Source organism: Natrinema thermotolerans, assembly GCF_031165565.1.
Lineage (GTDB): Archaea > Halobacteriota > Halobacteria > Halobacteriales > Natrialbaceae > Natrinema > Natrinema thermotolerans.
This window is the reverse complement of sequence record NZ_CP101873.1, coordinates 2,668,721-2,690,567: the sequence shown is the minus strand read 5'-3', so window position 1 is coordinate 2,690,567 and position 21,847 is coordinate 2,668,721. Positions and strand designations below refer to the sequence as shown.

Sequence of the window (21,847 nt, the reverse complement as noted above, 5' to 3'; positions counted from 1 at the left end):
CACTTATACACCTGATCGGACCGTTCGGGCATGAACCGCGAGTCCCTCCTCGCCGTCGCGACGCTCGTGGTCGTCCTCGGGGCGCTCACGACGCTCGCTCTCGCCGGCGCGGTGTCCGATCCAGCCGCGTCCGAGACGGCCAGCGACGTCGAACCCGCCGGCCACGTCTCGCTGACGGAGCTGACGATCAGCGCCGACAGCGTCACCGGCGGCACGGCGACGCTGGCCGTCGACACGTATCTCGACCACCGCGGCGGTCCCGTCGAGAACGTCACCGTCGTCCACCGAGCGATCGATACGGAGAGCGGCCTCGTCGAGGCGACGACCGAACGCGAGGTCGGCCGGCTCGAGGAGGAGTCCGAACACGTCGTCTCGAGTTCGGTCGCCGTCCCCCGGGAGAGCGGTTACGAGATCGAGACGCTGGTCTACCGGGGTGGCAACCGGACCGAGTCGACGAGCCACACCGTCGAGGGCGTCGGCTCGCTGACTCCGGCCTACGCCGACACCGACGTCGAGTTCCACCGGTTCGGCGGCGGGTCGGGCGGGAGCCTCGCGGACGTGCCCGCGATCGGCTACTCGATCGAGTCGACGACCGACGAGCGGGCGACGCTCGCCGTCGATAGCTACCTCACCAACACCGGCGACGACCCCGAATCCGACCTCGAACTCGAGGTCGTCGCCCGGCAGTCGGGGTCGAACGTCGTCGCCGACGCGGCGACCGTCGACCTGTCGACGATCGAGCCAGGAAAGACCGCGTCGCCGACCGCCGAACTCACCGTCCCGGCCGAATACGACTACTACCTCGACGCGGTGCTGTGGCGGGACGGCACGATCGTCGGCACGGACCGCTCGGTCGCCAACCTCGGCCCGGGATCGCTGTCGGTCAACGAGACGGCGACGGACAGCGGGCTCGAGGTGAGCGACTTCGCGGGCGGTCCGACCGGCGCGGACGACGGCAGTGACGGGTACGGCGCGGACGACGACGACGACGGCGAGGACGGCGAAGACGGAAGCGGCGACGGCACGCCCGGCTTCGGGATCGCCGTCACCGCGGCCGCCGTCCTCGCGACGATCGCCCTCGCACGGAGGTTCCAATGACCGAAACACCGACGGACACCGAGACGACGCTCGAGGCACCGCCGGACGACCAGTACCATGATGAGACGGACGATTCACCGCCGACTACCGATTCGGACGACGGGCTCGATCCGCGTTCGGCGGCGATCCGGCGATACCTCGTCTGGGGCGGCCTCGCCGTCTGTTCGGTGGTCGCGGTCGTCGCGCTGATCCGGTTCTACGGCAGCGTGACCGACGCCATCGACCTCTGGGTCGACCCCAAGTACCGGCCGCTCGTCCACGCCGCGTTCAACCTCACCGTCCTGCTGACCTCGCTGATCGGCGTCTCCGTGCTGGTCCGAGAACTGAGCGATCGGTACTGAATCCGCCGAAAACGTTCGCGCGCGATCGAAACCGAACCGAAACGACTCGCGGCCGTTACCGGTCCTCGAGCGGGACGAACTCCTGATCCTGCGGGCCGGTGTAGCGGGCGCGCGGCCGGATGAGGCGGTTTTCCGCCTGGTACTCGAGGACGTGGGCGATCCAACCGCCGACGCGGCTCATCGCGAAGATGGGGGTGTACATGTCGATCGGGATGCCGAGCTGGTAGTAGACCGAGCCGGAGTAGAAGTCGACGTTCGGGGCGATCCCCTTCTCGACGAGGCCCTTCTCCTCGGTGAGGAACTGCTCGATCGTCGTGGTGTAGTTGTACCACTTGTCCTCACCGGTCTCGGCGAGTTCCTTGCTGCGTTCCTGCAGGATCTTCGCGCGGGGGTCCTTGACGTTGTAGACGCGGTGGCCGAAGCCGGGAATGCGCCGACCTTCGGCGGTCGCCTGCTCGACCCACTCGCGGTGGTCGAGGTCGCTCTCGTCGATCTCGATGAGGACCTCCATGACGTCCTGGTTCGCGCCGCCGTGAAGCGGCCCCGAGAGGGCGCTGATGCCGCCAGTGACGGCGCTGTAGATGTCGGCCATCGTCGAGCCGATGACCATCGAGGTAAACGTCGAGGCGTTGAGCCCGTGATCGGCGTGGAGGATCAGCGCCTGATCGAAGGTTTCGGCGGCGATGTCGTCCGGCTCCTCGCCGGTCAGCATGTAGAGGAAGTTCGCGGCGAGCCCCAGGTCCGGATCGGGGTCGACCGGTTCCTCGCCCTGGCGGTAGCGTTCGAACGCCGCCAGCGCGGTCGGGATCTTGGCCGTGATGCGACGACCCTTCCGGAGCGTCGCGTCGAGATCCTCGGGATCGGCGTCGTCCTCGGGTTCGTAGGCCGAAAACATCGAGACGGCGGTCCGCAGCGCGGCCATCGGCCGCTCGCCGGCCGCGGCCAGCCGCTCCATCGTGTCGAGGACGTCGTCGTCGACCTCGCGTTCCTCGAGCAGGGCCTCGATAAACGGCTCGAGTTCGTCCTCGGTCGGGAGATGACCGTTCCAGAGCAGATAGAGGACCTCCTCGTAGCTCGCGCCGCGAGCTAGATCCTCGATGGTGTAGCCGCGATAGATCAACCGGCCCGCATCACCGTCGATCGAGCTGAGCTCCGATTCGGCAACCAACACGCCCTCGAGCCCTTTCTTGAGGTCGTCAGACATACTCAGGGATTTCGGACGCCAATGGAAAAGTATTATCGTTTAGTCGGTGCCGGCACTCGACACGTCGGATGTCCGCATTTTGCCGGTAGCACGAACACGTCCGGGTGGCGTTTTCGACATCGAACGAACAGACAGTCAGTCGAACCACGTCCGGCGTACTATAATTGTCTTTCGTGGGGTTCGCTCGAGCGCCCGGATCGAGTCACCGCCGGCCCCGTCGGGGTCGGCGATACACGCAATCGATTCGGCAGGGGACACCGTCGCCGCCACGTTTTTCGAACCCCTCTGCAAAGGGTACCGCGGATGGAGCGATCGGACTGGCGGACCGTCCTGTTGGTCACGACGTGGCAGATCTCGGCGAGCATCTGTTACTATACGATCTTCGCGGCGACGCCGTTCTTCCGGACCGCCTTCGGCCTCTCCCGGTTTTCGGTCGGGGTCGTCGTCACGGCGCTCACCCTCGGCTACGCCGTCTTCTTGCTGCCCCTCGGCGCTCTGACCGACCGGTTCGGCGAACGGACGACGCTGACGCTTGGCCTTCTCGGGCTCGCGACGGGGGCGCTGCTGGTCGCGGGCGCGCCCAGCTACGCCTTGCTGCTCGCGGCGGTGTTCGTTCTCGGGTCGCTGTATGGCACCGCGATTCCGGGGACGAACAAGGCCGTCTTCGACAATATCGACCCCGGTCGACGGAACCTCGCGATGGGGATCAAACAGGTCGGCGTCACCGGTGGCAGCGGCATCAGCGCCCTGCTAGTCACCGGACTCGCGGGCGCGCTGTTCTGGCAGGCTGGCTTTCTCGTCGCCGCCGCCGTTGGACTGCTCGTCGCCGTCGCCTTCTATCGGCTTTACGCGAGCGACGGCGAGGGGGACGAGCCCGGCTATCCGGACTTCCGCAAACTGCTCTCGAATCGGGCGTACCGCTCGTTGATCGTTGCTGGGCTCTTTCTCGGAGCGGCCCTGTTCACGACGACGGGCTACACCGTTCTCTACGTCGAGGAGTCCGTCGGCGCGTCCGTCGCGTTCGGCGGGGTCGTCCTCGCACTCGTCCAGTTGTTCGGCAGTGTGGGTCGCGTGCTGACCGGGTGGCTGAGCGACACCCTCCCCGGGGAGCCACGGGTCAGGATCGGCTCGCTGCTGATCGCCCAATCGATCGGCAGTGCCGTCATGTTCGTCGTCGTCGCGTCGACGACGAGCGAACGCGGCGCCGCAGTCGCCTTCTCGGTTCTCGGTTTTTTCGTCCTCGGCTACACCGGCGTCTACTACTCCGTCATGGCGACGCTCGTCCGCGCCGACGAGATGGGCGGTGCGACCGCCGGCGGCCAACTCGCGTTGACGAGCGGCGCACTCGTCGCCCCGCCCGCGTTCGGCTATCTGGCCGACACGGTGGGCTACCGCACGTCGTGGCTGTTTTTGGCCGCCGTCGTCACGATCGCGGCCGGATTCCTCGTCCAGGTCGTTCGGACGGAGCCGACCGTGACGAACCCCGCTGCGGCCGGCGAGTCGGACTAGGAATCGAGTTCTTCGACCAGTTCGACCACGTAACCGTCCGGGTCCTCGAGGAAGGCAACGCGGACGCCGATGTCGTCCATCGTCATCGGTTCCTCGTGGACCGGCGGATCGACCCGTTCGACGAGTCGATCGAAGACCTCGTCGACGCTGTCGACGCCGACCGCGACGTGGGCCATCGTCCCGGAATCGATCTCCGGGCCGCCCTCGGGATCGTACTTGAACTGGAACTCCGCGTTCTCGCCGCCGATGTAGACGTTCTCGACCTCATCGTCGGTCACGAACGACCAGTTCTCCTCGAGTCCGAGGGCGTCGACGTAGAACGCCCGGGTGCGGTCGAGATCCGAGACCCACAGCGCCGTGTGAATGACGTCCATATGGTCCGGGAGGACGCCGTCGGTCAAAGGGTTACTGGCGGGCTCGGGAGCTGCCGGTTCTCGGGGGAACCGACCGCGCCTCTCGTCGGACGGGCGGGCGTCGCCGTCACGCGATGGGAACCGCCAGTACACCTTTGACGGCGTGGCTCTCACGATCGGACATGTACCACGTTCTGGTCCCGGTCGACAGCGACGAGCAGCGCGCGACCGCACAGCTCGAGACGCTGCGCTCGCTCCCGGCCGACCCCGACGACCTGTCGGTGACGGTCTTACACGTCCTCGAGGAGATCGACACGATCGCCGACGAGGGCGGAACGACGTTCATCGACGACGTCAACGAGTCGCTGTCCGAGATCCGTGACGTCCCCGATACCGTCCCGCTGATCGAGGAACGGCTCGCGGACGACGGCATCGACGTCGAGCGGATGGAAATGGTCGGCGACCCGGCCGACGGTATCGGACAGGTCGCGGCGGAGATCGACGCCGATGCGATCCTGCTGGGCGTTCGGAAACGGTCGCCGGTCGGCAAAGCGATCTTCGGCAGCGTCAGTCAGCGGGTCATCATCGACGCCGACCGACCGGTCATCATCGCCGAATAAGGAAAACGGGGTTCGGTCCGAAAACGATGCCAGCAGCTACGTTTCTTCCTCGAGGATCGCGTCCATCAGCTTCGTCTGGGCCGCCGCCAGATGCTCGGTGAAGGTCGATCGGGCGACGCCCAACTCCTCGGCGACATCGGTCGCGTTCGCACCCTTCGGGTAGTCGAAATAGCCCATCTCGTGGGCCGTCTCGACGATCTCCTGTTGTCTGTCCGTGAGTATCTCGCGGTCGACGACGACCGGATCCGCCGAGATCTCCTCGTGGTCCTGTGTCAGTTCCTCGACGAGGACGCCGTCGAACAGCTCCCGCAGGCGATCGACGATGTCGGCGATCTCGGCCAGTTCGAGGGTCCGAAAGGACAACAGCAGGGAGCCATCCTGGGCCCGGACCGAGGAGACCGGGGTCCCGGTTCCCTCGACGACCTCGCAGACGCAGTCAGCGGCGGCGTCGCGCTCGAACCGGTAGATGGCCTCCCGTTCGTTCGACTGGACCGGCGTCAGCTCGACGCCGGCGTCCCCGCTCTCGTCGATCGAGGCGTCGGCGGCGACGCCGAACTCCTCGACGACGGTCCCGTCGGCGGTGGCCCGTGAGGAGCGAGCGATCGAGTCGATCTGCTCGTTGGCCGCCGCCGAGACAGTAGCGACCGGACAGTCCGCCGGTTCGTTGACGACGACCGTTGCACGAAAGCCCGTCATACTACCCCATACGGGACGGCGGGGGATAACCCGGCCGAGAATTCCCGCCGGATGAAAACACTTCGAGCGGCCCCAACGCGTCGCTCGAGCCCGCGGCCGGCCGTCAGCCGGTCAACACCACTCTTCGTACTGGTGGACACGAGCCGGGTTCAGCGGTTCGGGCTCGCGGTCGGTTCCGTCGTAGCTCTCGCGGTGGTGTTCGTAGGTAATGCCGATCCCGGCCTCGGGGTCGTACTCCCGCGGGAGGATCGACTCGGCGCGACGGCGGTTCCAGTCGGCCAGTTTCTCGAGCGTCCCCGGCCGATCGATCGCGGCCGTCTCGAGGGCGGGGGCCGCCGTCTCCCAGGCCGACTCGCCGGTTTCGGTCCGGACGACGACGGTCGTCTCGCCGTCCGGGCTGCCGACGTTGCCGACGCTGATGTCGGCCGCGCCACCGACGAAGTCCGCACACTCGTCGCAGCCGCGCAGCCCGGCCGCGTCGAACGCGTCGACGTCGGTCTCGAGCAGCGTCTCGCCGGCCGCGTCGGTCGCGCGGAGTTGCCCATCGCTGATGTCGAGGGTATCGACGGCGGCGGGGTCGACGTCGAAGGTCTCGAGTCGCGACACCAACCGGCTGTGTTCGAAGCTGCGGGTACACATCAGCGCGACGGTCAGCGCGATCGGGTCGGCGGGCTCGTGGTCGTAGCGATCGAGCGCGGTCGCCCCCTGAATCATACAGGGAGTGCCGACCAGTGCGAGGTCGGGATCATCGGTCTCGCGGGTCGTTTCACTCGCCGCTCGACTGTCCGAGGCGCCGTGCGCCTCGCTCCCCAGATCGGCGTCGGCGAGCAGTTCGTCGAGTTGTCCCAGTCCCATCGTCTGGTTGTAGATACTACCGCCCGCCGCGAGCAGTTCCTCGCGGGAGGTCGCCAGCACGGCCTCGCCGCGCAGCGGTTCGTCTTCCTGTTCGCGGGCGACGACCGCGCCGTCGATCTCGCCCGCTTCGATGAGTTCGGCGAGCAGCGCCGTCACGACGCCGCCATCCTGACCCGCGTTGGCGGCCTCGTCGGTCGCCCGCGCGGCGTAGGTACCCGGCTCCGCGAGGCCGCGTTCTTCCTGGGTCAGCTCGAGGTGGCGCTCGTAGCGCAGGCCGCTGCGGGGACAGAAGTCCCAGCAGCGCGAGCAGCCGGTACACATCTTGACCAGCGTCGGTCTGCCCTCGTCCTCGTCGATGCCGATGGAGTCGGAGGGGCAGGCGGCGACACAGGAGGCACACTGGATACAGCGGTCGGCCTCGATGACGGCCTCGTCTAAGTCGCGGAACCAGATCTTGCCGGGGGCCTCGGCGACGTCGCGGTCCTGTTCGCGCGGGTCCTCGCCGATGCCCTTGACCCCCGCCTGCGGAACGCCGGGACGGGGCCCGTCGGTCGCGGCGGGATCGGTACCCGACATCTAGCTCACCTCCGTCCCGATGGCGGGCGAGTCACGCGCCGGCCGTTCGGTGACGATTTCGCGCAGTTCCGCGTTCGAGGTCCGGTCGGTCCACTCGGTGAAGGACTCCCCGGGCTCGCTGTCGGCATCGTAGGCACACATTGTGGCCTTGACGACGTCGGGCACGTCGTCGATGGGGATCTTCCCGACGAGCCAGTCGATGAACTCGTCGTTCCCGAGGTCGCCGCCCAGTCCGAGGTCGGCCGCTCGCCCGGACTCGTAGTCGTCACGATAGACCTCGCCGCGCAGCCCGAAATCGCCCAACTGGGGCTGGGCACAGGAGGCCGAACAGCCCGACATGTGGATCCGGATCGCCTCGTGGTCGTCGGCGATTCCAACCTGCTCGGCCCAGTCGTCCAGTTCGCGGGCCCACCTGATCGCCCTGTTTTTCGTCTCGATGATCCCGTATTTACAGAACTCCCGGCCCGTACAGGTGACGATTCCGCGCGTGAACGGCCCCGGATCGGGGCTGTAGCGCTCGAGCAGCGGCTCCTCGAGCAATGCCTCGAGGTCGTCGTCGGTCAGGTGCGGGACAAGGACGTTCTGGTTGGGCGTCAGGCGGACCTCGCCGTCGCCCAGTTCGCCCGCCAGTTCTGCCAACTCCGCGAACTCGTCGCCGCCCATCCGGCCCGTCGGGACGTTCAGCCCGACGTAGGAGCGGCCGTCCGCCCCCTCGTGGACGCCGACGTGGTCCCCGCGGTAGTCCATCGTGAGGGTCTCGTCGGGCTCGACGAACTCGAAGTCGGCGTAGGACTCGAGTTCCTCGCGGAACCGCTCGGGGCCGAACTCGGCGACGAGAAAGCGCAGCCGGTTGACCGCGGTGTCGAGGTAGCTGCCGTGGTCCATGAAGAGGTCGGCCATCGCGGCCACGAGGTCGTCGACCTGGTCGGGTTCGACGAAGAGGTCGATGTCGCTGGCGACGCGGGGGCCGTCCGAGAGGCCGCCGCCGACCCGCGCGACGAACCCGTCTTTTCCGTCCTTCCGGGCGGGCGTCAGCCCGAGATCCTGAATGCCCGACCGGGCGCAGTCCTCGTGACAGCCCGTGACGCTGACCTTGAACTTCCGGGGCAGATTGGCGTAGTGGTGGTCGCCGAGGAACCGCTGGCTCACCCGCTCGACGACGGGTTCGATGTCGACGGTCTCGTCGGGGTCGAGCCCGGCCGCGGGACAGCCGACGACGTTCCGGACCGAGTTGCCACAGGCCTGCATCGTCGAGAGCCCGACCGCGTCGTAGCGGTCCCAGATCTCGGCGACGTCCTCGATCTCGATCCAGTGCATCTGGACGTCCTGCCGGGTCGTGGCGTCGAGATAGCCGTCGCCGAAGACCGGGTTCTGGTCGGGGCCGCCGTATTCCGCGGGTGCCGTCGCGAACTCGTCGGCGACCTCGCCGATGGTCCGGGCCTGTTCGGCGGTGAGGCGTCCGCCGGGGGCCCGTGTCCGCAACATGAAGTAGCCCCGCTGTTTCTGGTGGTAGAGCCCGATGAGCTTCAGCCGGCCGAGGACGTCCTCGCCCAGTTCGTCGACCATCGCCTCGAAGCCGCCGTTGTCGGCGTAGTGACGGACCTGTGCCTGCAGTTCGACGGGATCCCACTCGGGCGCCTCGGCTCGCACCCAGTCGGTGAGACTCCCCTCGTAGAAGGCCACGTCCTCGTAGCCCAGGTGTCGGAGGACGACGAACGTGTGACTGAGCCGCCGGGCCGTGTTACAGTACAGCAGGATCCGCTCGTCCGGTTCGATCCCCCGCTCCGCGAGCAGGGCCTCGAGGTCGTTCTCGGGCTTGAGCCGGCCGTCCTCGAGCAGGTCCTCCCAGTCGAGGTGGACGGCCCCCGGGATGCGGGACTGCTCGTACTCGGCGGCGGTCCGGGTGTCGACGAGGACGGCGTCGCCCTCGACGGCCGCCTCGACCGCGTCCCGGTCGACCAGCGGCGCGTCCTCGCACAGCGCGGCCTCGTAGTCGGTCGGCTCGCGGTCGGGGACGTCCGTGGTCAGCGAGCGGTCGTCGCCGTCGCGCCAGGCCTCGAGGCCGCCGTCTAACAGGTAAAGACTCCCCTCGTGACCGTAGACCAGTGCGGTCACCAGAAAGCGGGCCGCGAGCGCGGGGTCGCCACCGTACGCGACGAGCGTGTCATCGGGGTCGATGCCGGCCTCGGCGAGCAGACTCGCGAAGTCGTCGGCCGCCGGCAACTTCCCGGCCGCGACGCTACTGGGGTCGCGGAACCGATCGCCCGGGACACTGACTGCGCCGGGGAGATGCCCCAACTCCTCGTAGTCGCGCCGCTCCCGGACGTCGACGGCGACGACCGAGTCCGACTCCCGGTGGGCCTCGAGCCACGACGGCGAGACGACCGCGGGGCCGAAGCTCACGCACGATCACCCGCGCGGTCGCGATCGGTGCGGCCGCGGCGACCGGTCCGGACCGATCGACCGCTTGCCGACCGTTCCTGTCGAACGTTCGATACTGTCGTACTCATGGTGTACTCGTCGGTTGTAGCCGACTCCCCTTTCAGCTACGCGTCCGGGTAAACAGTACCGTCGCTCCGGAACCACGGCAGCGGGCCGTCGCCACTCCTGACAGAACTGTTACCCTTCGTATGTCCTGATTTTATTCGCCCCGTCGGATGGATCTCGCGACTCGGGAGCCCTCCCGCTCGAGTGGCCATCGGGCGGCTCCGTCGCCGGAACCGGCAGAAATGTCCGCCTCTGTCGGACGGATCGCCAGGCTGGACCGACCAATCGCCGGTCGCGACATCGACGCGTCCGTTCGGTCGATCGGCGGTTCGCCACGGGTAACACAGCGAGAGTCCGAACTCGAGCCGAACCGAAAGACGGTGCCGAAAAGCAGCGAGACGATACCGACCACGAAGGGGTGTTCGACACTGGGTCACGGGCTCGGCGGCCCCGTCGCTCAGAGCTTCTGGCCGAGCTTCTCGCGGCTGATCCGGACGCCCGTCGGGGTGATGATCATCTGATCGTCGCCCTTTCGGACGATGTCGCCGTCGACCTCCTGGGCCACCTGCCGCAGTTCGTCGATGACGTGTTCGACCGTGCTGTCCTCGGTCCGGAGCCGCGTGATGTCCGCGATGACGATGTCGCCGTCGTAGACGGCGTCTTTGATGTCGATCGCGTCGGCCTGACTGCCGACCTCCGCGATGTGTACCTGCATCGTCGCCTCGGCCGACCCCGCGTCGACGTCCTCGAGGTTCAGTTCGGCGTAGTCCTCGACGGTGCGGGACTGGTTCCCGCCGAGAATTTTGCTCATCAATCCCATAGGTGTGTGCGTCCGTCGCTGTCTGTATAGTTCTTACGTCAGACACGGTCGTCACAGCCGGACCGTCGTCGGTCGATTACGGTCGTTCAGTCGGGACAGTCGGACGGTTCGATCGGTTCGTCCCGGCGGCCAGTGGGGTGGACGGTCGGACCGGCGAGCGGTCCGATTGGGCCGTCCGTGGGTTTTTAATTCCTTCACCGTAGCGATTCAAACGATGACGTTTAGCATCTGCGTCCACGAACCGTACGAAACCGAATCCGGGGAGCGCCACCACCGGTTCGGCGTTGCGGTCACGACGCGACTCCCGGGTGTCGGGACGCTCTGTCCCTTCGTCAGCGAACACGGTGCCGTCGCGACCCAGAGTCTGGTCAACGTCGAACTCGGCGAGCGCGGGATCGCCTACATCGACGACGGGTTGGCGGTCGACGACGTCCTCGAGGCCCTGCTCAACGCCGACGAGGGCGCACCCCAGCGCCAGCTCCACGGGGTCGATCGGGAGGCGACGTTTACCTTCTCCGGCGAGGAGTGTGGCGACTGGTACGGCCACCGCGAGGGCGAGACCTACACCGTCGCCGGCAACCTGTTGACCGGTCCCGCGGTCCTCGAGGCGGCCGCGGAGGCTTACGAGGCGACCGCCGTTCGCGACGAACCGGACCCCTCGACCGGTCCGGACGCCGTCACCACGGACGTCGACACCGACCCGCTCGCGAAGCGATTGATCGACGCGCTCGCCGCTGGCGACCTCGAGGGCGGAGACAAACGCGAGGAGTTGTCGGTCCAGAGCGCGGCAGTCGTCGTCGAGACGACCGAGTCACACCCGGTGGAGCCGCCGTACAACGACCTGCGGGTCGACGCGACCGAGACGCCGATCGCGGACCTGCGGGAGACCTACGACCTCGCGGTCCGGGGCTACCGGGACACCCTCGCCCGGTACGAGGGCGCCTACGAGGCCGACGACCTCACGGAAAGCGGCGAGTGAGCGCCGGCCGAGCGGCGAACGGTGGGTGGCTCAGTCGCCCGCAGTGAGTCCGGACTCGGCCGACCGATCGACCCGGAGCGGCTCGTCGTCCCACTCGATCTCGAGCCGATGCCGCGAGAGGTACGGTGCCAGCGTGTGCGCGGCGAGCAGCCCGCGGTACCGGCCGTCAGCCACGACGGGGAGCTGTCTGACCCCGGCGGTTCGCATCCGTTCGGCGGCCGCGGACAGCGTCGCAGTCGGGCCGATCGTCGTCACCGGGTTCGACATGAACTCCCGAACGGCCGGCCGGTCGTCCGTCTCGGCGACCAGTGCGACGATATCCGACCCGGTGACGATACCAACGATCGAGCCGTCCTCGAGAACCGGGAGCGCGGACACGCCCGGACGGCGGAGTCGCCGCGCCGCTTCGGATACCGGGGTCGTCGGTGCGATCGTCGGGGGTGATCGGAGGGCGACCGTTTCGACCGTCGTCCCTATCATGGGACATGAGACCGCACGTCATTATATAAGGTCTGTGGACATACGTCTTCTAGATCCTAGTATTGCTAGCACTATCTCTCACTAACCGAGGAATTTGAACGGATTCGTAGCAGAGTTTTGGGTCGACGGGGAAACGCGCGCTCTCGCCGCCGCATGACCCGACCGACTCACCCGGTGAACTCGTAGAGGTCGTCGCCGACGTGGTGCAGCGAGTCGACGACCTTCCCCTCGTTGCCGGCCATCTCCGATCCGTCGACGCGGGCGCGGCCGACGGCCAGGACCTTACCGTGGGACTCCTCGGCGATGACGACCAGATCGTCCGGCGAGATGTCGTCGGTGGCCTCGGTGATTCCGGGCCGCATCACGTCGGCCCCGTCGCTGACGAACGAGACCGCGCCGGCGTCGACCGTGACGAGTCGCTTGTCGGGATCATAGGCGTTAGCGCCCCGGACCGTCAGGAACGGTTCCTCGTCGAAGTACGCGACCTGTGGCTCGCCGTCGATGAGGACGACCTCCCAGTCGGTGTCCTCGAACTCGACGCGCTCGTAGGCGTCGCCCTCGGGGGAGACGCCCAGCTGTGCCTCGAGCGTGTCCTCGAGGGCCGAGACCGCGTCGCTGCGGAGGTGGTGTCGGGATTTGACCTGCATGTCCGGGCCAACGAGCGGTCCGGAGTTAAAAGACCCGTTCCGGACCCTCGAGCCGCCGGGCGTCGCCGCGGGGCGTACCAATTGCTAAGTGGGTCCACCCCGTCGGACCGCGTATGTGGCCCGCTCGGTCGGGAACCGAGACCGTCACCTGTCTCGCCTGTGGCACCGAGTGTCCGCGCGACGAGGCCCGCGAGTACGACAAACACGGGGATCGCTGGGACCGCGCGGACAAGACCTTCGAACACCTCTGTAAGTCCTGTCACCGCGAGCTGTGTCATCACCCGCGGGACGACCTCGAGGACCTGCTGGTCGAGATCGAGGCCGGGCGGCGGGACCGGGCAGGCTTTCTCGCGAGCTACCTGACGGCGGTCGAGGAGCGATACGGGCCGCTCGAGGAGGAGTCGTAAGCGGCGTCGCAGTCGGAACGGCGCTACCCCGTGTCGATGGCGTCCGTCACGAGCGTCGCTTCCGCTTTCCGCAGTAGTTCGCCGGCCGTACTGCCGGCACAGTCCAGTTCGGCGGCGACGTCCGCGACCGAGCCCGACCGCGGAACGTCGTAGTAGCCGACGGCGACGGCGGCCTCGAGGGCGGCCCGCTGGCGGTCGGTCAGCCCGGCCGCCGCCCGACGGTCGAACTCGCGGACGCGTTCGATCGTCCCCTCGCCCAGTTCGGTCAGCTCGTCGTAGAAATCAGTCAGCGCGTCGGCTCGTCCGACGGCCTCGAACGCCACCGCACCGGTGTCGCGAAACGTGACCGGCGGCAGGAACACGACCCGCGCGTCCTCGACGAGCGTAAGGATCGCCGCCTCGAACTCGTAGGTCGTCTGGTGGACGAAGGCGTACGTCCCGTCGTCGCGCTCGACGAACTCGGTCGCGGTGACGCTCTCGACGGCGGCCAGCAGGTCGGCGGTCGCGGCGGACCCGCCGTCACACCACAGCAGCGTCGTCACGGTCCCCATCGGCCCCCACATCAGGAGTTCCACCCGCGACACACCGTCCGTCGCCACGAGCCGTCGATGGAGGGGGTGTGCGACCCCATCCGGAAACGTCACGCTGAACGAAACCCGTCTCATCGTCGGCCGATGTCACCGAGAGCTATTAAAAGACCGCATGGGTCCGGGAGAAGTCACTCCCGGATCGGGCGACAACGCTCGGTCGATGACACAGTCGCGATCGGATGCCTCGGCCGAAGACGACGGCCGCGGGGCAGATCCACCGACGATCGTTACAGAGGCCGACGGGAGGCGGGTCGCGTACGCCGACTACGGCGACCCGAACGGGACGCCGGTCGTCGCCCTCCATGGTACACCCGGCTCGCGCCGCTTCGGTGCCCTGTTCGACGACCAGGCGCGGGAAAACGGTGTTCGGCTCCTCGTCCCGGACCGGCCGGGGTACGGACGCTCGTCGCCCGTTCCCGACCGCGACGTCGCCGACACCGGCGCGACCGTGGCCGCGGTCCTCGAGGCTGAAGGCATCTCTCGGGCAGGAATCGTCGCGTTCTCCGGGGGCGGACCACACGCGCTCGCGGTCGCAGCGACGCGGGGAGATCGCGTGACGGAGATCGATATCGTCTCGGGCGCGCCGCCGCCGTCGCTCGCGGCCGATCTCCCCGCCGTTCAGCGCCTGCTCGGCTCGCTCGCACGGCGGACCCCTCGCATACTGCGCGGGTTACTCGGGGTCCAGACGCGACTCGTCGCGCGGACGCCGCCGGCGGTCGTCCTCTCGCAGTACACGACGGCGGCCGAGCGCGCCGAGATCCCGCCGACGATGGCGGAGCGCGTTCGGCGCGACTTCCTCGAGGGGGTCGGGACACAGCGGGACGGGTTCGTCACCGAGACGCGACTGGTAACGACGGAGTGGGAGTTCTCGCCGTCGGATATCGATCACACGGTCCGGCTCTGGCACGGCGACGCCGACGCGAACGCGCCCCTTCGAGGGGCCCGCCGCCTTCGGGAGCGGTTACCCGACGGAGAGTTGACCGTCCTCGAGGACGCCGGCCATCTGACCGCCCTGTCCCGCAGTCGGTCGCGGATCGTCCGGTCCCAGCGGTAAGCGGGCGCGCTTGGCCCGACGCGCCCCGCCGCCCGGTCGGCGGTTCCGAGCGGGGCCGATCCCGACACGACTTTCACTCTTACGTGCGTAGCCCTCGGCATGAGTGACGACGCACAGGCCGAAGCCGGGACCGTGGAAGGGCAAGGTCCCGTCGAGGTCTCCGAGGATCTCGCGCGCCATCTCGAGAACAAGCGCGAGGACTTATTCGAGAAGTTCGAGTTGCGCGACGAGTTCCCCCCGGAAGTGTTGGAGGAGGCCGAGGCCCGGACGGAGGGCGTGACGGCCGAGATCGAGGACGAGATCGACGAGCGGAAGGATCTGCGCGATCTGACGACGTGGACGACGGACCCGATCGACGCCCAGGACTTCGACGACGCGCTCTCGATCGAGGAACGCGACGACGAGTACGTCCTCTGGGTCCACATCGCCGACGTGACCCACTACGTCAACCCGGAGACGGCCATGTGGGACGAGGCCGTCGAGCGGGGCAACACGGTCTATCTCCCCGGCTACACGGTCCACATGCTGCCGCCGGTGCTGGCCGAGACGGTCTGCTCGCTGGTTCCCAACGAGGACCGACTGGCCCACACCGTCGAGATGCACCTCGACAAGGAGAACCTGACCTACGAGAACATCGAGATCTACAAGTCGGTCATCGAGTCCGACGAGCGGCTCACCTACGCCGAGGCCGAAAGCCGGCTCGAAGAGCCCGACGCCGACCTCCACGAGGAGAACGCGCTGGTCTACGATCTCGCAGAGCAGATGCACGAACAGCGCAAGGAAGACGGCTCGCTCGTCCTGAACCCGGCCCGCGACCGCGCCCACACCATCATCGAGGAGTGCATGCTGAAGGCCAACAAGGCCGTCACGCACGAACTCATGTGGAACCGCGGCGTCTCGGCCATGTACCGGGTCCACCCTCAGCCCAGCCCCGACGAGTGGTCCGAAGCGCTGCGGGAGATTCAGGACCTCGACGGCGTCTCGATCCCCGGCAGCACGTGGGACGACCCGCGCAAGGCCGTCAACGCGACGCTCGAGGACGCGCCCGAGCGCCAACTGGACAAGATCCAGTGGGCGGTGATGAAGGTCATGCCTCGAGCGCGGTACATGAACGACCCCTTCGGCGGCCACCACGCGCTGAACTTCGAGATCTACGGCCACTTCACGAGCCCGATCCGGCGGCTCAGCGACCTGATCAACCACTGGATCGTCTACCAGAACGACGTACCGGAGAACCTCGTCGAACTCTGCGATCGGGCCAGCGACAAGCAGAAAGACGCCGAACAGTGCGAGCGCGAGTACAAGGACTTCCTGCAGGAGGTCGGCCTCGATCCGATGGCGGTCAACAACCGCGGGATCGAAGTCGTGGACGAGAGCGAGGCCGAGAAGACGCTGTGAGGGAGGTCGTCCGAGACGGCAACGCCGTCTCGTGATCCCGAAAATATCCGATTTTCGAGGACCTCGGCACAGCGAGCGGAGAGCGTAGCGAGCTGCGAGCAGGCGAGGAAGCCGAGAAGACGATCTGACCAGCTTTCGTTGTCAGAACTTCCTTCGTGAGCGCCCGTGTTCGGTACTGTGCGATTACACCGGGAAGCGGGTACGTTAACGCGTGATTCGGTTGGTTGTCATGCGATGCCCCGCTCGCGCGGCAAATTTGCTGTCAAATTAACTTCTTGCGTGCCACATGTCACCACGGCCGCGCTAAGATGGACCCATTCTTCACCGAAAGCGACTCAACAGGGATGTGACACCCGTGGCCTCCGCGGCGATGACGAATCCGATCACACTTACGCCTAACCCCCAGACGAGACTGGACATCCCCGAGTTAGAAAGCGCGAGGTCTATACCACCGAAGACGAAGAACGCTGCGAGTCCCAAGTACACGACTGTGGCAACCGTCGCTAGCATCGCATCTTTCGTTGCGGAATAGACGGTAGTATAGAGTTGTTCCTGGTCGATACCAGGGGTTGCACCACCATCGGTGGCCGTTTTCTCTTCAGAGTTCATACCTATGGTAATCGCACCTGTGGCTATAAAATTTGTCCGCCAACATACATGAACGACCCGTTCGGCGGCCATCACGCGCTGAACTTCGAGATCTACGGCCACTTCACCAGCCCCATTCGCCGACTCAGCGACCTGATCAACCACTGGATCGTCTACCAGAACGACGTACCCGAGAACCTGATCGAACTCTGCGATCGGGCCAGCGACAAGCAGAAAGACGCCGAGCAGTGCGAGCGCGAGTACAAAGACTTCCTGCAGGAGGTCGGCCTCGATCCGATGGCGGTCAATAACCGCGGGATCGAAGTGGTCGACGACGAGGAAGCGGAGAAGACACTGTAGCAGCCGGAAACCGTCCAGTTTTCTCCCGTTCAGTGGGGACGAGTTGCGGTGGCGCGAACGACCGGCTCAGTCGGCGTCGAACCGCCGTTCGTAGACGTGTTCCTCGAGCCCCTCACCCAGATCCGACGGTCGAGTGCCGACGCGGTCGAACCCCCGCGATTCGTAGAAGGCAATCCCGACGTCGTTGGCTGCAAGCACCGCCAGTCGGAGCCGGTCGGCGGTCCTCTCGAGGGCGGTTTCGAGCGCCTCGAGCAGGGCGGTGCCGACGCCCTCGCTCCAGACGGCCGGGTGGACATAGAGGCGGGCGAGAAACGCCACGGAGGTGTCCTCCGGCCACGGGACCGCGTGGGCGAACCCGTGACAGTCCGCGCCCGTCCCGGTCCCGTCCTCGCCGTCGTCGGTCGATCCTTCGGCCACGAGAAAGGCAGCATCCTCACGGTCCGTCGCCGCCGCGATCGACGACTCGAGGTCGCCGAGCGCGTACCACTCGTCGACGACGGTATCGACCCGCTGGGGGCCGAGGATGTCGTCGTAGGCGGCGTGCCAACTCTCGCGTGCGATCCCGTGGACGACCCAGACGTCGTCGACCGTCGCCGGACGAACGGTTCGACTCACGGCCGGAGGTAGTACAGCGGTCGATAAAAAGCGAGGCCCGACCCCCAGCCGTTCGTTACGGTCGCCGTGCTGTGACTTCGGACCGAGCGAACAGTTACCAACCGACTACCGCGAGATGTCCCTATCCTGCTCTTTGACGACGGCCTCGACCTCGTCGGCGGTGACCAGCGCGACGTCACCGGGGATAGTCCGCTTGAGTGCGGCCGTCGCGGCGGCGTACTCGAGGGCGGTCGGGACGTTGTCGCCGTCGAGTCGACGGGCGATGAACGCACCCGTGAAGGCGTCGCCGGTGCCGATGGGATCGACGGTGTCGGTCTCGTAGGCCGCGTGATCGTGGACGACGCTGTCGTGCCAGCCGACTGCACCCTCTTCACCGCGGGTAACGACGACGGTCGTGAAATCGTATTGCGAGCCGAGTTTGTGTGCCAACTGTCGCGGGTCGCCCTCGAATCCGAGGACCGTCCGCGCGTCGCGGGCGGCGATCACGAGGACGTCGATGCCGGGGAACAGCTTGGTCAGTGTCTCTCGAGCCTCGTCGGGCGACCAGAGCTTGCGACGGTAGTTGAAGTCGAAGGCGGTGGTCGTCCCGCCCTTTCGGGCCGCTTTGAGCAACTTGAGCGTCGTGTCCCGCAGCGTCGAGGAGAGCGCCGGCGTGATCCCGGTCGTGAAAAAGACCCGCGCGTTCTGAATCTTGTCGACGTCGATATCGCGGACCTTCGCCGTCGAGACCGCCGTGTTCTCCCGATCGTAGATCACGTTCGTCCCGCGGGGTTTGCCGGCGTGTTCGAGGTAGTAGGTTCCCTGTCGGCCCCGGTGGCTCCAGGTCACATCGGTCTCGATGCCGTGGCCCCGGAGTTCACTGACGACCCGGCGACCCAGCGGCGTCTCGGGCACCTTCGACAGCCAGGTCGCCGACGCGCCGAGCCGGTCGGCCGCGATGGCGACGTTGCTCTCGGCCCCGGCGGCCCGGACCTCGAACTCGTCGGCGTTCTCGAGGCGCTCGTTCCCCGGCGGCGAGAGCCGGAGCATCGTCTCACCGAAGGTGACGATGTCGCTCACCGGTCGGCCCCCCGAGTTGTACGGCCGCGACGGTCGGTGTGTCCCTCGGTCATACTCCAGCTAACGAACGGCGTTGATATAAGTTGTGGCGGTCTGTCAACCCAGAATCACGCTGAACCGAGGGGAGGGTTTCGCTCGGACCGCGAATCACCTTCGGTGGCGCGGGAATCGACTGACGCTTTACGCTACCAAATGTCGCGTCGGCCGAACGATTATAACGTTGCTATTCGAACATGTCTCCGGATGGTGTCGTCAGACGGACTCAAAACGTGGTTCGACTACCAACTTCTCTTTCTGGGACTCGCGATCACGGTGGTCATCGCCACCGTCGTGTGGAATCGACTGATGTCCTACCTGAGAACGCTACTGCTCGCGGCCCCGGAGTTCGATCCTGCGGCTCCGCAGTTCGCACTCGCGGTCACGGGAGCGGGTATTCTCGTCATTTCCCTGCTGGTCGTGCTAACGGGGCTGTTGAACCGAGAACGGCCGTGACCCCGGAGCCACGCGCTACGGAACCCCGTTCAACGGCGACGAGACCGAGGCGAGCGTCGTCTCGCCGTCGTCCTCGAGGTCGATCTCGGCCCCGAACGCCTCGAGCAGCTCACACCGGGTTTCGACGTGATCGGTCACGGCCGGGATCCGCAGTCGGCCGCCCGCGAGCGCGAGGAAGCCAAGCAGTTGGTCGGCCATGTGTCGATCGACGGGGGCCGCCCCTGCGAGGAAGCGGTTCGCGGCGTCGGCCGCCTCCTCGCCGACCCGCTCGGCCGGTTTCCCGCGTTCGCCGAGGGCGGAGACGCCGGCGACCGCCGTCCCGTGATCGATGCGAATCACGATCGCGGAGCCCGGGGACGGGCTGTCCACGGCGGTTTCGCGCCGCGTTGCGAGTTCGGGGGCGTCCGAATCGAGTCGCTCGAGCGCCCCTTCGGCCTGTCGGTGGGCGACGTCGCGGTCGGCCAGCGATTCCGACTCGGTCGAGTAGAGGTGCAGGGCCTCCAGCGCCCCCCGCTCGACGATTTCGATCGGCTCGAGAGCGGACGGCTCGAGCCGGAGCGTGACCTCGCCGCCGCCCTCGGGGTAGAACCCGCGACGGTCGACCTCGCACGCGGCCTCAAGGCCGAACCGCCGGACGAGCGGGAGTTTCACGTATCGCAGGTAGTCCAGCGGGGGCGACCACGCCACGTCCGTCCCGCCGGTGACCGTGACCGACAGCGGCGACTCGAGGACCGTCGCCAGCGGCAAGAGTGCATTGCAAAGCAGCGTCGCGCTGCCGGCGGTTCCGATGTCGACGGCGTACTCGCCGCCCTCGAGTCCGCCATGGCCCTCGAGTCCGGGGTCGAACGCGACGGTCTCCGCGCCGAGTTCCGCGCCCGAAACGTCGGCGTCACAGACCTCGGCCAGCGTCTGGAGGACCGCCAGATGCTGGTGGCGAAGCCCGGGCGTCGGCCGGTCGCCGCGGACGTTCTCGAGGCGGACCGGCTCGTTCGTGCGGACCGACAGCGCGAGCGCGGTCCGGACGAACTGGCCGCCGGCGTTCGCGCCGTCAAGTTCGCGCGGAGTCGTCATGGATTCGACTGCGGACTCGAGGTACCTACCGGTGGCGGCTTCGGGCCGGTACCGATGAGCGGTTCGTCAACACGGGCTGCGTTTCCGGTTTGTTAACTTTTTCCACGCTCCGCGGAGGAGTTCCAGCGTAATGCGATTCTGGCACGATCCGCTTCGGCGTCGGTGGCTCCTGTGGGCGATCCTGAGCGTCCTCTTCTTGCTGGTCAACGTCAGCCGGCTCTCGACAGCGGTCCTCTCGGAGGATCTGATGGCCGCCTTCGGGACGACCGGGGCACAACTGGGGACGCTCCACGCCGTCTTCTTCTGGGTCTACGCGGCGATGCAGATCCCGTCGGGCCTGCTGGCCGACCGGATCGGGCCCCGGCTGACGGCCACCGCCGGCGCGATCGTGATGAACGTCGGCGTCGTCTGGTTCTCGTTCGCCGAGGGCTATCTCGAGGCGACGCTGGCCCGCGGGCTGATCGGGCTCGGGGGGAGCGTGATCTTCGTCTGCGTCCTCCGGTTCTGTGCGAACTGGTACCGCACCGACGAGTTCGCGACGATGAGCGGCGCGACCTTCGCCGTCGCCGGCTTCGGCGGCGTCTTCGCGACGACCCCGCTCGCGCTGGCGGTCGGCCGGTTCGGCTGGCGGTCGACGGTCGCCGGGCTCGGCGTCCTGGGACTCGCGATGACCGTCGCCGCCTTCGCCCTCGTCCGGAACTCCCCGAGCGCCGCCGGCTTCGAGCCGCTCGAGGGCGTCCCCGGACAGGAGGTCCTGACGAACGCCCAGCTCAAATCCTATCTCGCCGCCGTCCTCCGGGACCGCTGGCTCTGGGTCGTCAGCGTCATGCTGTTCTGTTCGACCGGCGTGAACATCACGCTCTTCGGGCTCTGGGGCGTCCCCTACGTCGTCCAGACCTACGACGTGACGGTGACCCGGGCCTCCACGCTGACCCTGCTGGGCGGGCTCGGGCTGATGGTCGGCCCGCCCGCCGTCGGCTGGCTGGCCGACCGCCTCGAGCGCAGGATCGAGCTGATGGTCGCCGGCGGTGTCTGTTACACCTGCTGTCTCGCCCTGATCGCGGTCGTCGGAAATCCGCCGCTGCCGGTCGTCGGTGCGGTGTTTCTGGTGAGCGGCATCAGCCTCGGCGCGTTCGTGCTGGGGTACTCGGTCGTGCAGGAACGCCACCCCAGCAGCGCGAGCGGGATTTCGACGGGAGCGGCGAACGCGGCGGCCTTCACCGGCGCGGCGATCTTCCCGACGCTGATGGGGCGGGCGCTCGACGCCTACTGGACCGGCGACCTCGTCGGCGGCGTCCGCGTCTACACCGAGACCGGCTACCGGATCGCGTTCGGAATCGCCACCGTCGCCGGCGCGATCGCGTTCGCCTGTACGGGCTGGCTCTACTACCGCGAGAAGCGGGGTGCGACGGGTCCCGCCGACGCGCCCGCCTCGAGCGGCGAGAACCCCGACCTCGATCCCGACCCCGATTCGGACGAGCGGGGCGACGAGAAGACGGACGGCGACGACGGGGGTCGAGGCGTGCCCGGCGAATAAAGCCGGGCGTA

At 67.4% G+C, this 21,847-nt stretch carries 23 protein-coding genes and 1 pseudogene; 11 read left to right on the top strand and 13 right to left on the bottom strand.

Annotated features, from left to right (window positions below):
• Positions 1 to 30 precede the first annotated feature (30 nt).
• Positions 31 to 1,098, top strand: coding sequence for a DUF7490 domain-containing protein (locus NP511_RS13865; RefSeq protein ID WP_049965976.1), 1,068 nt, complete (start codon positions 31 to 33; stop codon positions 1,096 to 1,098).
• The gene (locus NP511_RS13860; protein WP_049965975.1) at positions 1,095 to 1,439 is read left to right on the top strand and encodes a DUF8060 family membrane protein; all 345 of its coding nucleotides are present in this window, start codon (positions 1,095 to 1,097) and stop codon (positions 1,437 to 1,439) included. The genes NP511_RS13865 and NP511_RS13860 overlap by 4 nt, the downstream gene beginning before the upstream one ends.
• 55 nt (positions 1,440 to 1,494) lie before the next feature.
• Here the strand turns inward: NP511_RS13860 and citZ are convergent, their stop codons facing one another.
• Positions 1,495 to 2,643 (bottom strand): citrate synthase, encoded by a 1,149-nt coding sequence (gene citZ / locus NP511_RS13855; RefSeq protein WP_049965974.1) that lies wholly within the window; start codon positions 2,641 to 2,643, stop codon positions 1,495 to 1,497.
• Between the two features lie 303 nt (positions 2,644 to 2,946).
• Between citZ and NP511_RS13850 the strand changes: the two genes are divergently transcribed.
• Positions 2,947 to 4,152 carry an MFS transporter gene (locus NP511_RS13850; protein ID WP_049965973.1) on the top strand — a complete coding sequence of 402 codons (1,206 nt, stop codon included), beginning with the start codon at positions 2,947 to 2,949 and terminating at the stop codon, positions 4,150 to 4,152.
• Here NP511_RS13850 and NP511_RS13845 read toward each other — a convergent pair.
• The gene (locus NP511_RS13845; RefSeq protein WP_049965972.1) at positions 4,149 to 4,526 is read right to left on the bottom strand and encodes a VOC family protein; all 378 of its coding nucleotides are present in this window, start codon (positions 4,524 to 4,526) and stop codon (positions 4,149 to 4,151) included. The genes NP511_RS13850 and NP511_RS13845 overlap by 4 nt on opposite strands.
• Before the next feature lie 161 nt (positions 4,527 to 4,687).
• Between NP511_RS13845 and NP511_RS13840 the strand changes: the two genes are divergently transcribed.
• Entirely contained in the window at positions 4,688 to 5,125 is a 438-nt protein-coding gene (locus NP511_RS13840; RefSeq protein ID WP_049965971.1) for a universal stress protein, read from the top strand.
• A gap of 36 nt (positions 5,126 to 5,161) precedes the next feature.
• On the opposite strand, the gene NP511_RS13835 is transcribed toward NP511_RS13840, so the two are convergent.
• From NP511_RS13835 to NP511_RS13820, 4 genes are all read right to left on the bottom strand, one after another.
• A complete protein-coding gene (locus tag NP511_RS13835) occupies positions 5,162 to 5,821 on the bottom strand; it encodes a helix-turn-helix domain-containing protein (protein ID WP_006651138.1) in 660 nt (219 codons plus the stop codon).
• A gap of 111 nt (positions 5,822 to 5,932) precedes the next feature.
• Positions 5,933 to 7,252 (bottom strand): Coenzyme F420 hydrogenase/dehydrogenase, beta subunit C-terminal domain, encoded by a 1,320-nt coding sequence (locus tag NP511_RS13830; RefSeq protein WP_049965970.1) that lies wholly within the window; start codon positions 7,250 to 7,252, stop codon positions 5,933 to 5,935.
• Entirely contained in the window at positions 7,253 to 9,655 is a 2,403-nt protein-coding gene (locus tag NP511_RS13825; RefSeq protein WP_049965969.1) for a rhodanese-like domain-containing protein, read from the bottom strand.
• Between the two features lie 541 nt (positions 9,656 to 10,196).
• The gene (locus tag NP511_RS13820; protein ID WP_006651134.1) at positions 10,197 to 10,559 is read right to left on the bottom strand and encodes a cell division protein SepF; all 363 of its coding nucleotides are present in this window, start codon (positions 10,557 to 10,559) and stop codon (positions 10,197 to 10,199) included.
• A gap of 214 nt (positions 10,560 to 10,773) precedes the next feature.
• Between NP511_RS13820 and NP511_RS13815 the strand changes: the two genes are divergently transcribed.
• Positions 10,774 to 11,538, top strand: a complete 765-nt coding sequence (locus tag NP511_RS13815) for a DUF1028 domain-containing protein (RefSeq protein WP_049965967.1) — start codon at positions 10,774 to 10,776, stop codon at positions 11,536 to 11,538.
• A 30-nt stretch (positions 11,539 to 11,568) separates the two neighbouring features.
• Here the strand turns inward: NP511_RS13815 and NP511_RS13810 are convergent, their stop codons facing one another.
• Both NP511_RS13810 and NP511_RS13805 read right to left on the bottom strand, forming a co-directional pair.
• A complete protein-coding gene (locus NP511_RS13810; RefSeq protein ID WP_049965966.1) occupies positions 11,569 to 12,018 on the bottom strand; it encodes a CBS domain-containing protein in 450 nt (149 codons plus the stop codon).
• A 167-nt stretch (positions 12,019 to 12,185) separates the two neighbouring features.
• A complete protein-coding gene (locus NP511_RS13805; RefSeq protein ID WP_006651131.1) occupies positions 12,186 to 12,665 on the bottom strand; it encodes an RNA-binding protein in 480 nt (159 codons plus the stop codon).
• A 113-nt stretch (positions 12,666 to 12,778) separates the two neighbouring features.
• On the opposite strand from NP511_RS13805, the gene NP511_RS13800 reads away from it, so the two are divergent.
• Entirely contained in the window at positions 12,779 to 13,072 is a 294-nt protein-coding gene (locus NP511_RS13800) for a DUF7562 family protein (RefSeq protein WP_006181481.1), read from the top strand.
• 23 nt (positions 13,073 to 13,095) lie between these two features.
• Here NP511_RS13800 and NP511_RS13795 read toward each other — a convergent pair whose 3' ends face one another.
• Positions 13,096 to 13,737, bottom strand: coding sequence for a helix-turn-helix domain-containing protein (locus tag NP511_RS13795; RefSeq protein ID WP_049965965.1), 642 nt, complete (start codon positions 13,735 to 13,737; stop codon positions 13,096 to 13,098).
• Positions 13,738 to 13,822: 85 nt separating this feature from the next.
• On the opposite strand from NP511_RS13795, the gene NP511_RS13790 reads away from it, so the two are divergent.
• Together NP511_RS13790 and NP511_RS13785 are read left to right on the top strand one after the other, a co-directional pair.
• Positions 13,823 to 14,716, top strand: a complete 894-nt coding sequence (locus tag NP511_RS13790) for an alpha/beta fold hydrolase (protein ID WP_233274345.1) — start codon at positions 13,823 to 13,825, stop codon at positions 14,714 to 14,716.
• Positions 14,717 to 14,815: 99 nt separating this feature from the next.
• Entirely contained in the window at positions 14,816 to 16,114 is a 1,299-nt protein-coding gene (locus tag NP511_RS13785) for an RNB domain-containing ribonuclease (RefSeq protein WP_049965963.1), read from the top strand.
• A gap of 321 nt (positions 16,115 to 16,435) precedes the next feature.
• Here NP511_RS13785 and NP511_RS13780 read toward each other — a convergent pair whose 3' ends face one another.
• Positions 16,436 to 16,723, bottom strand: coding sequence for a hypothetical protein (locus tag NP511_RS13780; protein ID WP_049965962.1), 288 nt, complete (start codon positions 16,721 to 16,723; stop codon positions 16,436 to 16,438).
• 45 nt (positions 16,724 to 16,768) lie between these two features.
• On the opposite strand from NP511_RS13780, the pseudogene NP511_RS13775 reads away from it, so the two are divergent.
• Positions 16,769 to 17,062: pseudogene (locus tag NP511_RS13775) on the top strand (RNB domain-containing ribonuclease); the annotation flags it as partial.
• 66 nt (positions 17,063 to 17,128) lie between these two features.
• Here NP511_RS13775 and NP511_RS13770 read toward each other — a convergent pair.
• Positions 17,129 to 17,677 carry a GNAT family N-acetyltransferase gene (locus NP511_RS13770; protein ID WP_049965960.1) on the bottom strand — a complete coding sequence of 183 codons (549 nt, stop codon included), beginning with the start codon at positions 17,675 to 17,677 and terminating at the stop codon, positions 17,129 to 17,131.
• Positions 17,678 to 17,782: 105 nt separating this feature from the next.
• Positions 17,783 to 18,736, bottom strand: coding sequence for a bifunctional 2-dehydro-3-deoxygluconokinase/2-dehydro-3-deoxygalactonokinase (kdgK1, locus tag NP511_RS13765; protein WP_006651124.1), 954 nt, complete (start codon positions 18,734 to 18,736; stop codon positions 17,783 to 17,785).
• Positions 18,737 to 18,979: 243 nt separating this feature from the next.
• Between kdgK1 and NP511_RS13760 the strand changes: the two genes are divergently transcribed.
• Positions 18,980 to 19,228, top strand: coding sequence for a hypothetical protein (locus NP511_RS13760; RefSeq protein WP_006651123.1), 249 nt, complete (start codon positions 18,980 to 18,982; stop codon positions 19,226 to 19,228).
• Between the two features lie 15 nt (positions 19,229 to 19,243).
• Here the strand turns inward: NP511_RS13760 and rtcA are convergent, their stop codons facing one another.
• Positions 19,244 to 20,299 carry an RNA 3'-terminal phosphate cyclase gene (gene rtcA / locus NP511_RS13755; RefSeq protein WP_049965959.1) on the bottom strand — a complete coding sequence of 352 codons (1,056 nt, stop codon included), beginning with the start codon at positions 20,297 to 20,299 and terminating at the stop codon, positions 19,244 to 19,246.
• Between the two features lie 130 nt (positions 20,300 to 20,429).
• On the opposite strand from rtcA, the gene NP511_RS13750 reads away from it, so the two are divergent.
• Entirely contained in the window at positions 20,430 to 21,836 is a 1,407-nt protein-coding gene (locus tag NP511_RS13750) for an MFS transporter (RefSeq protein ID WP_049965958.1), read from the top strand.
• The last annotated feature ends 11 nt before the right edge of the window (positions 21,837 to 21,847 follow it).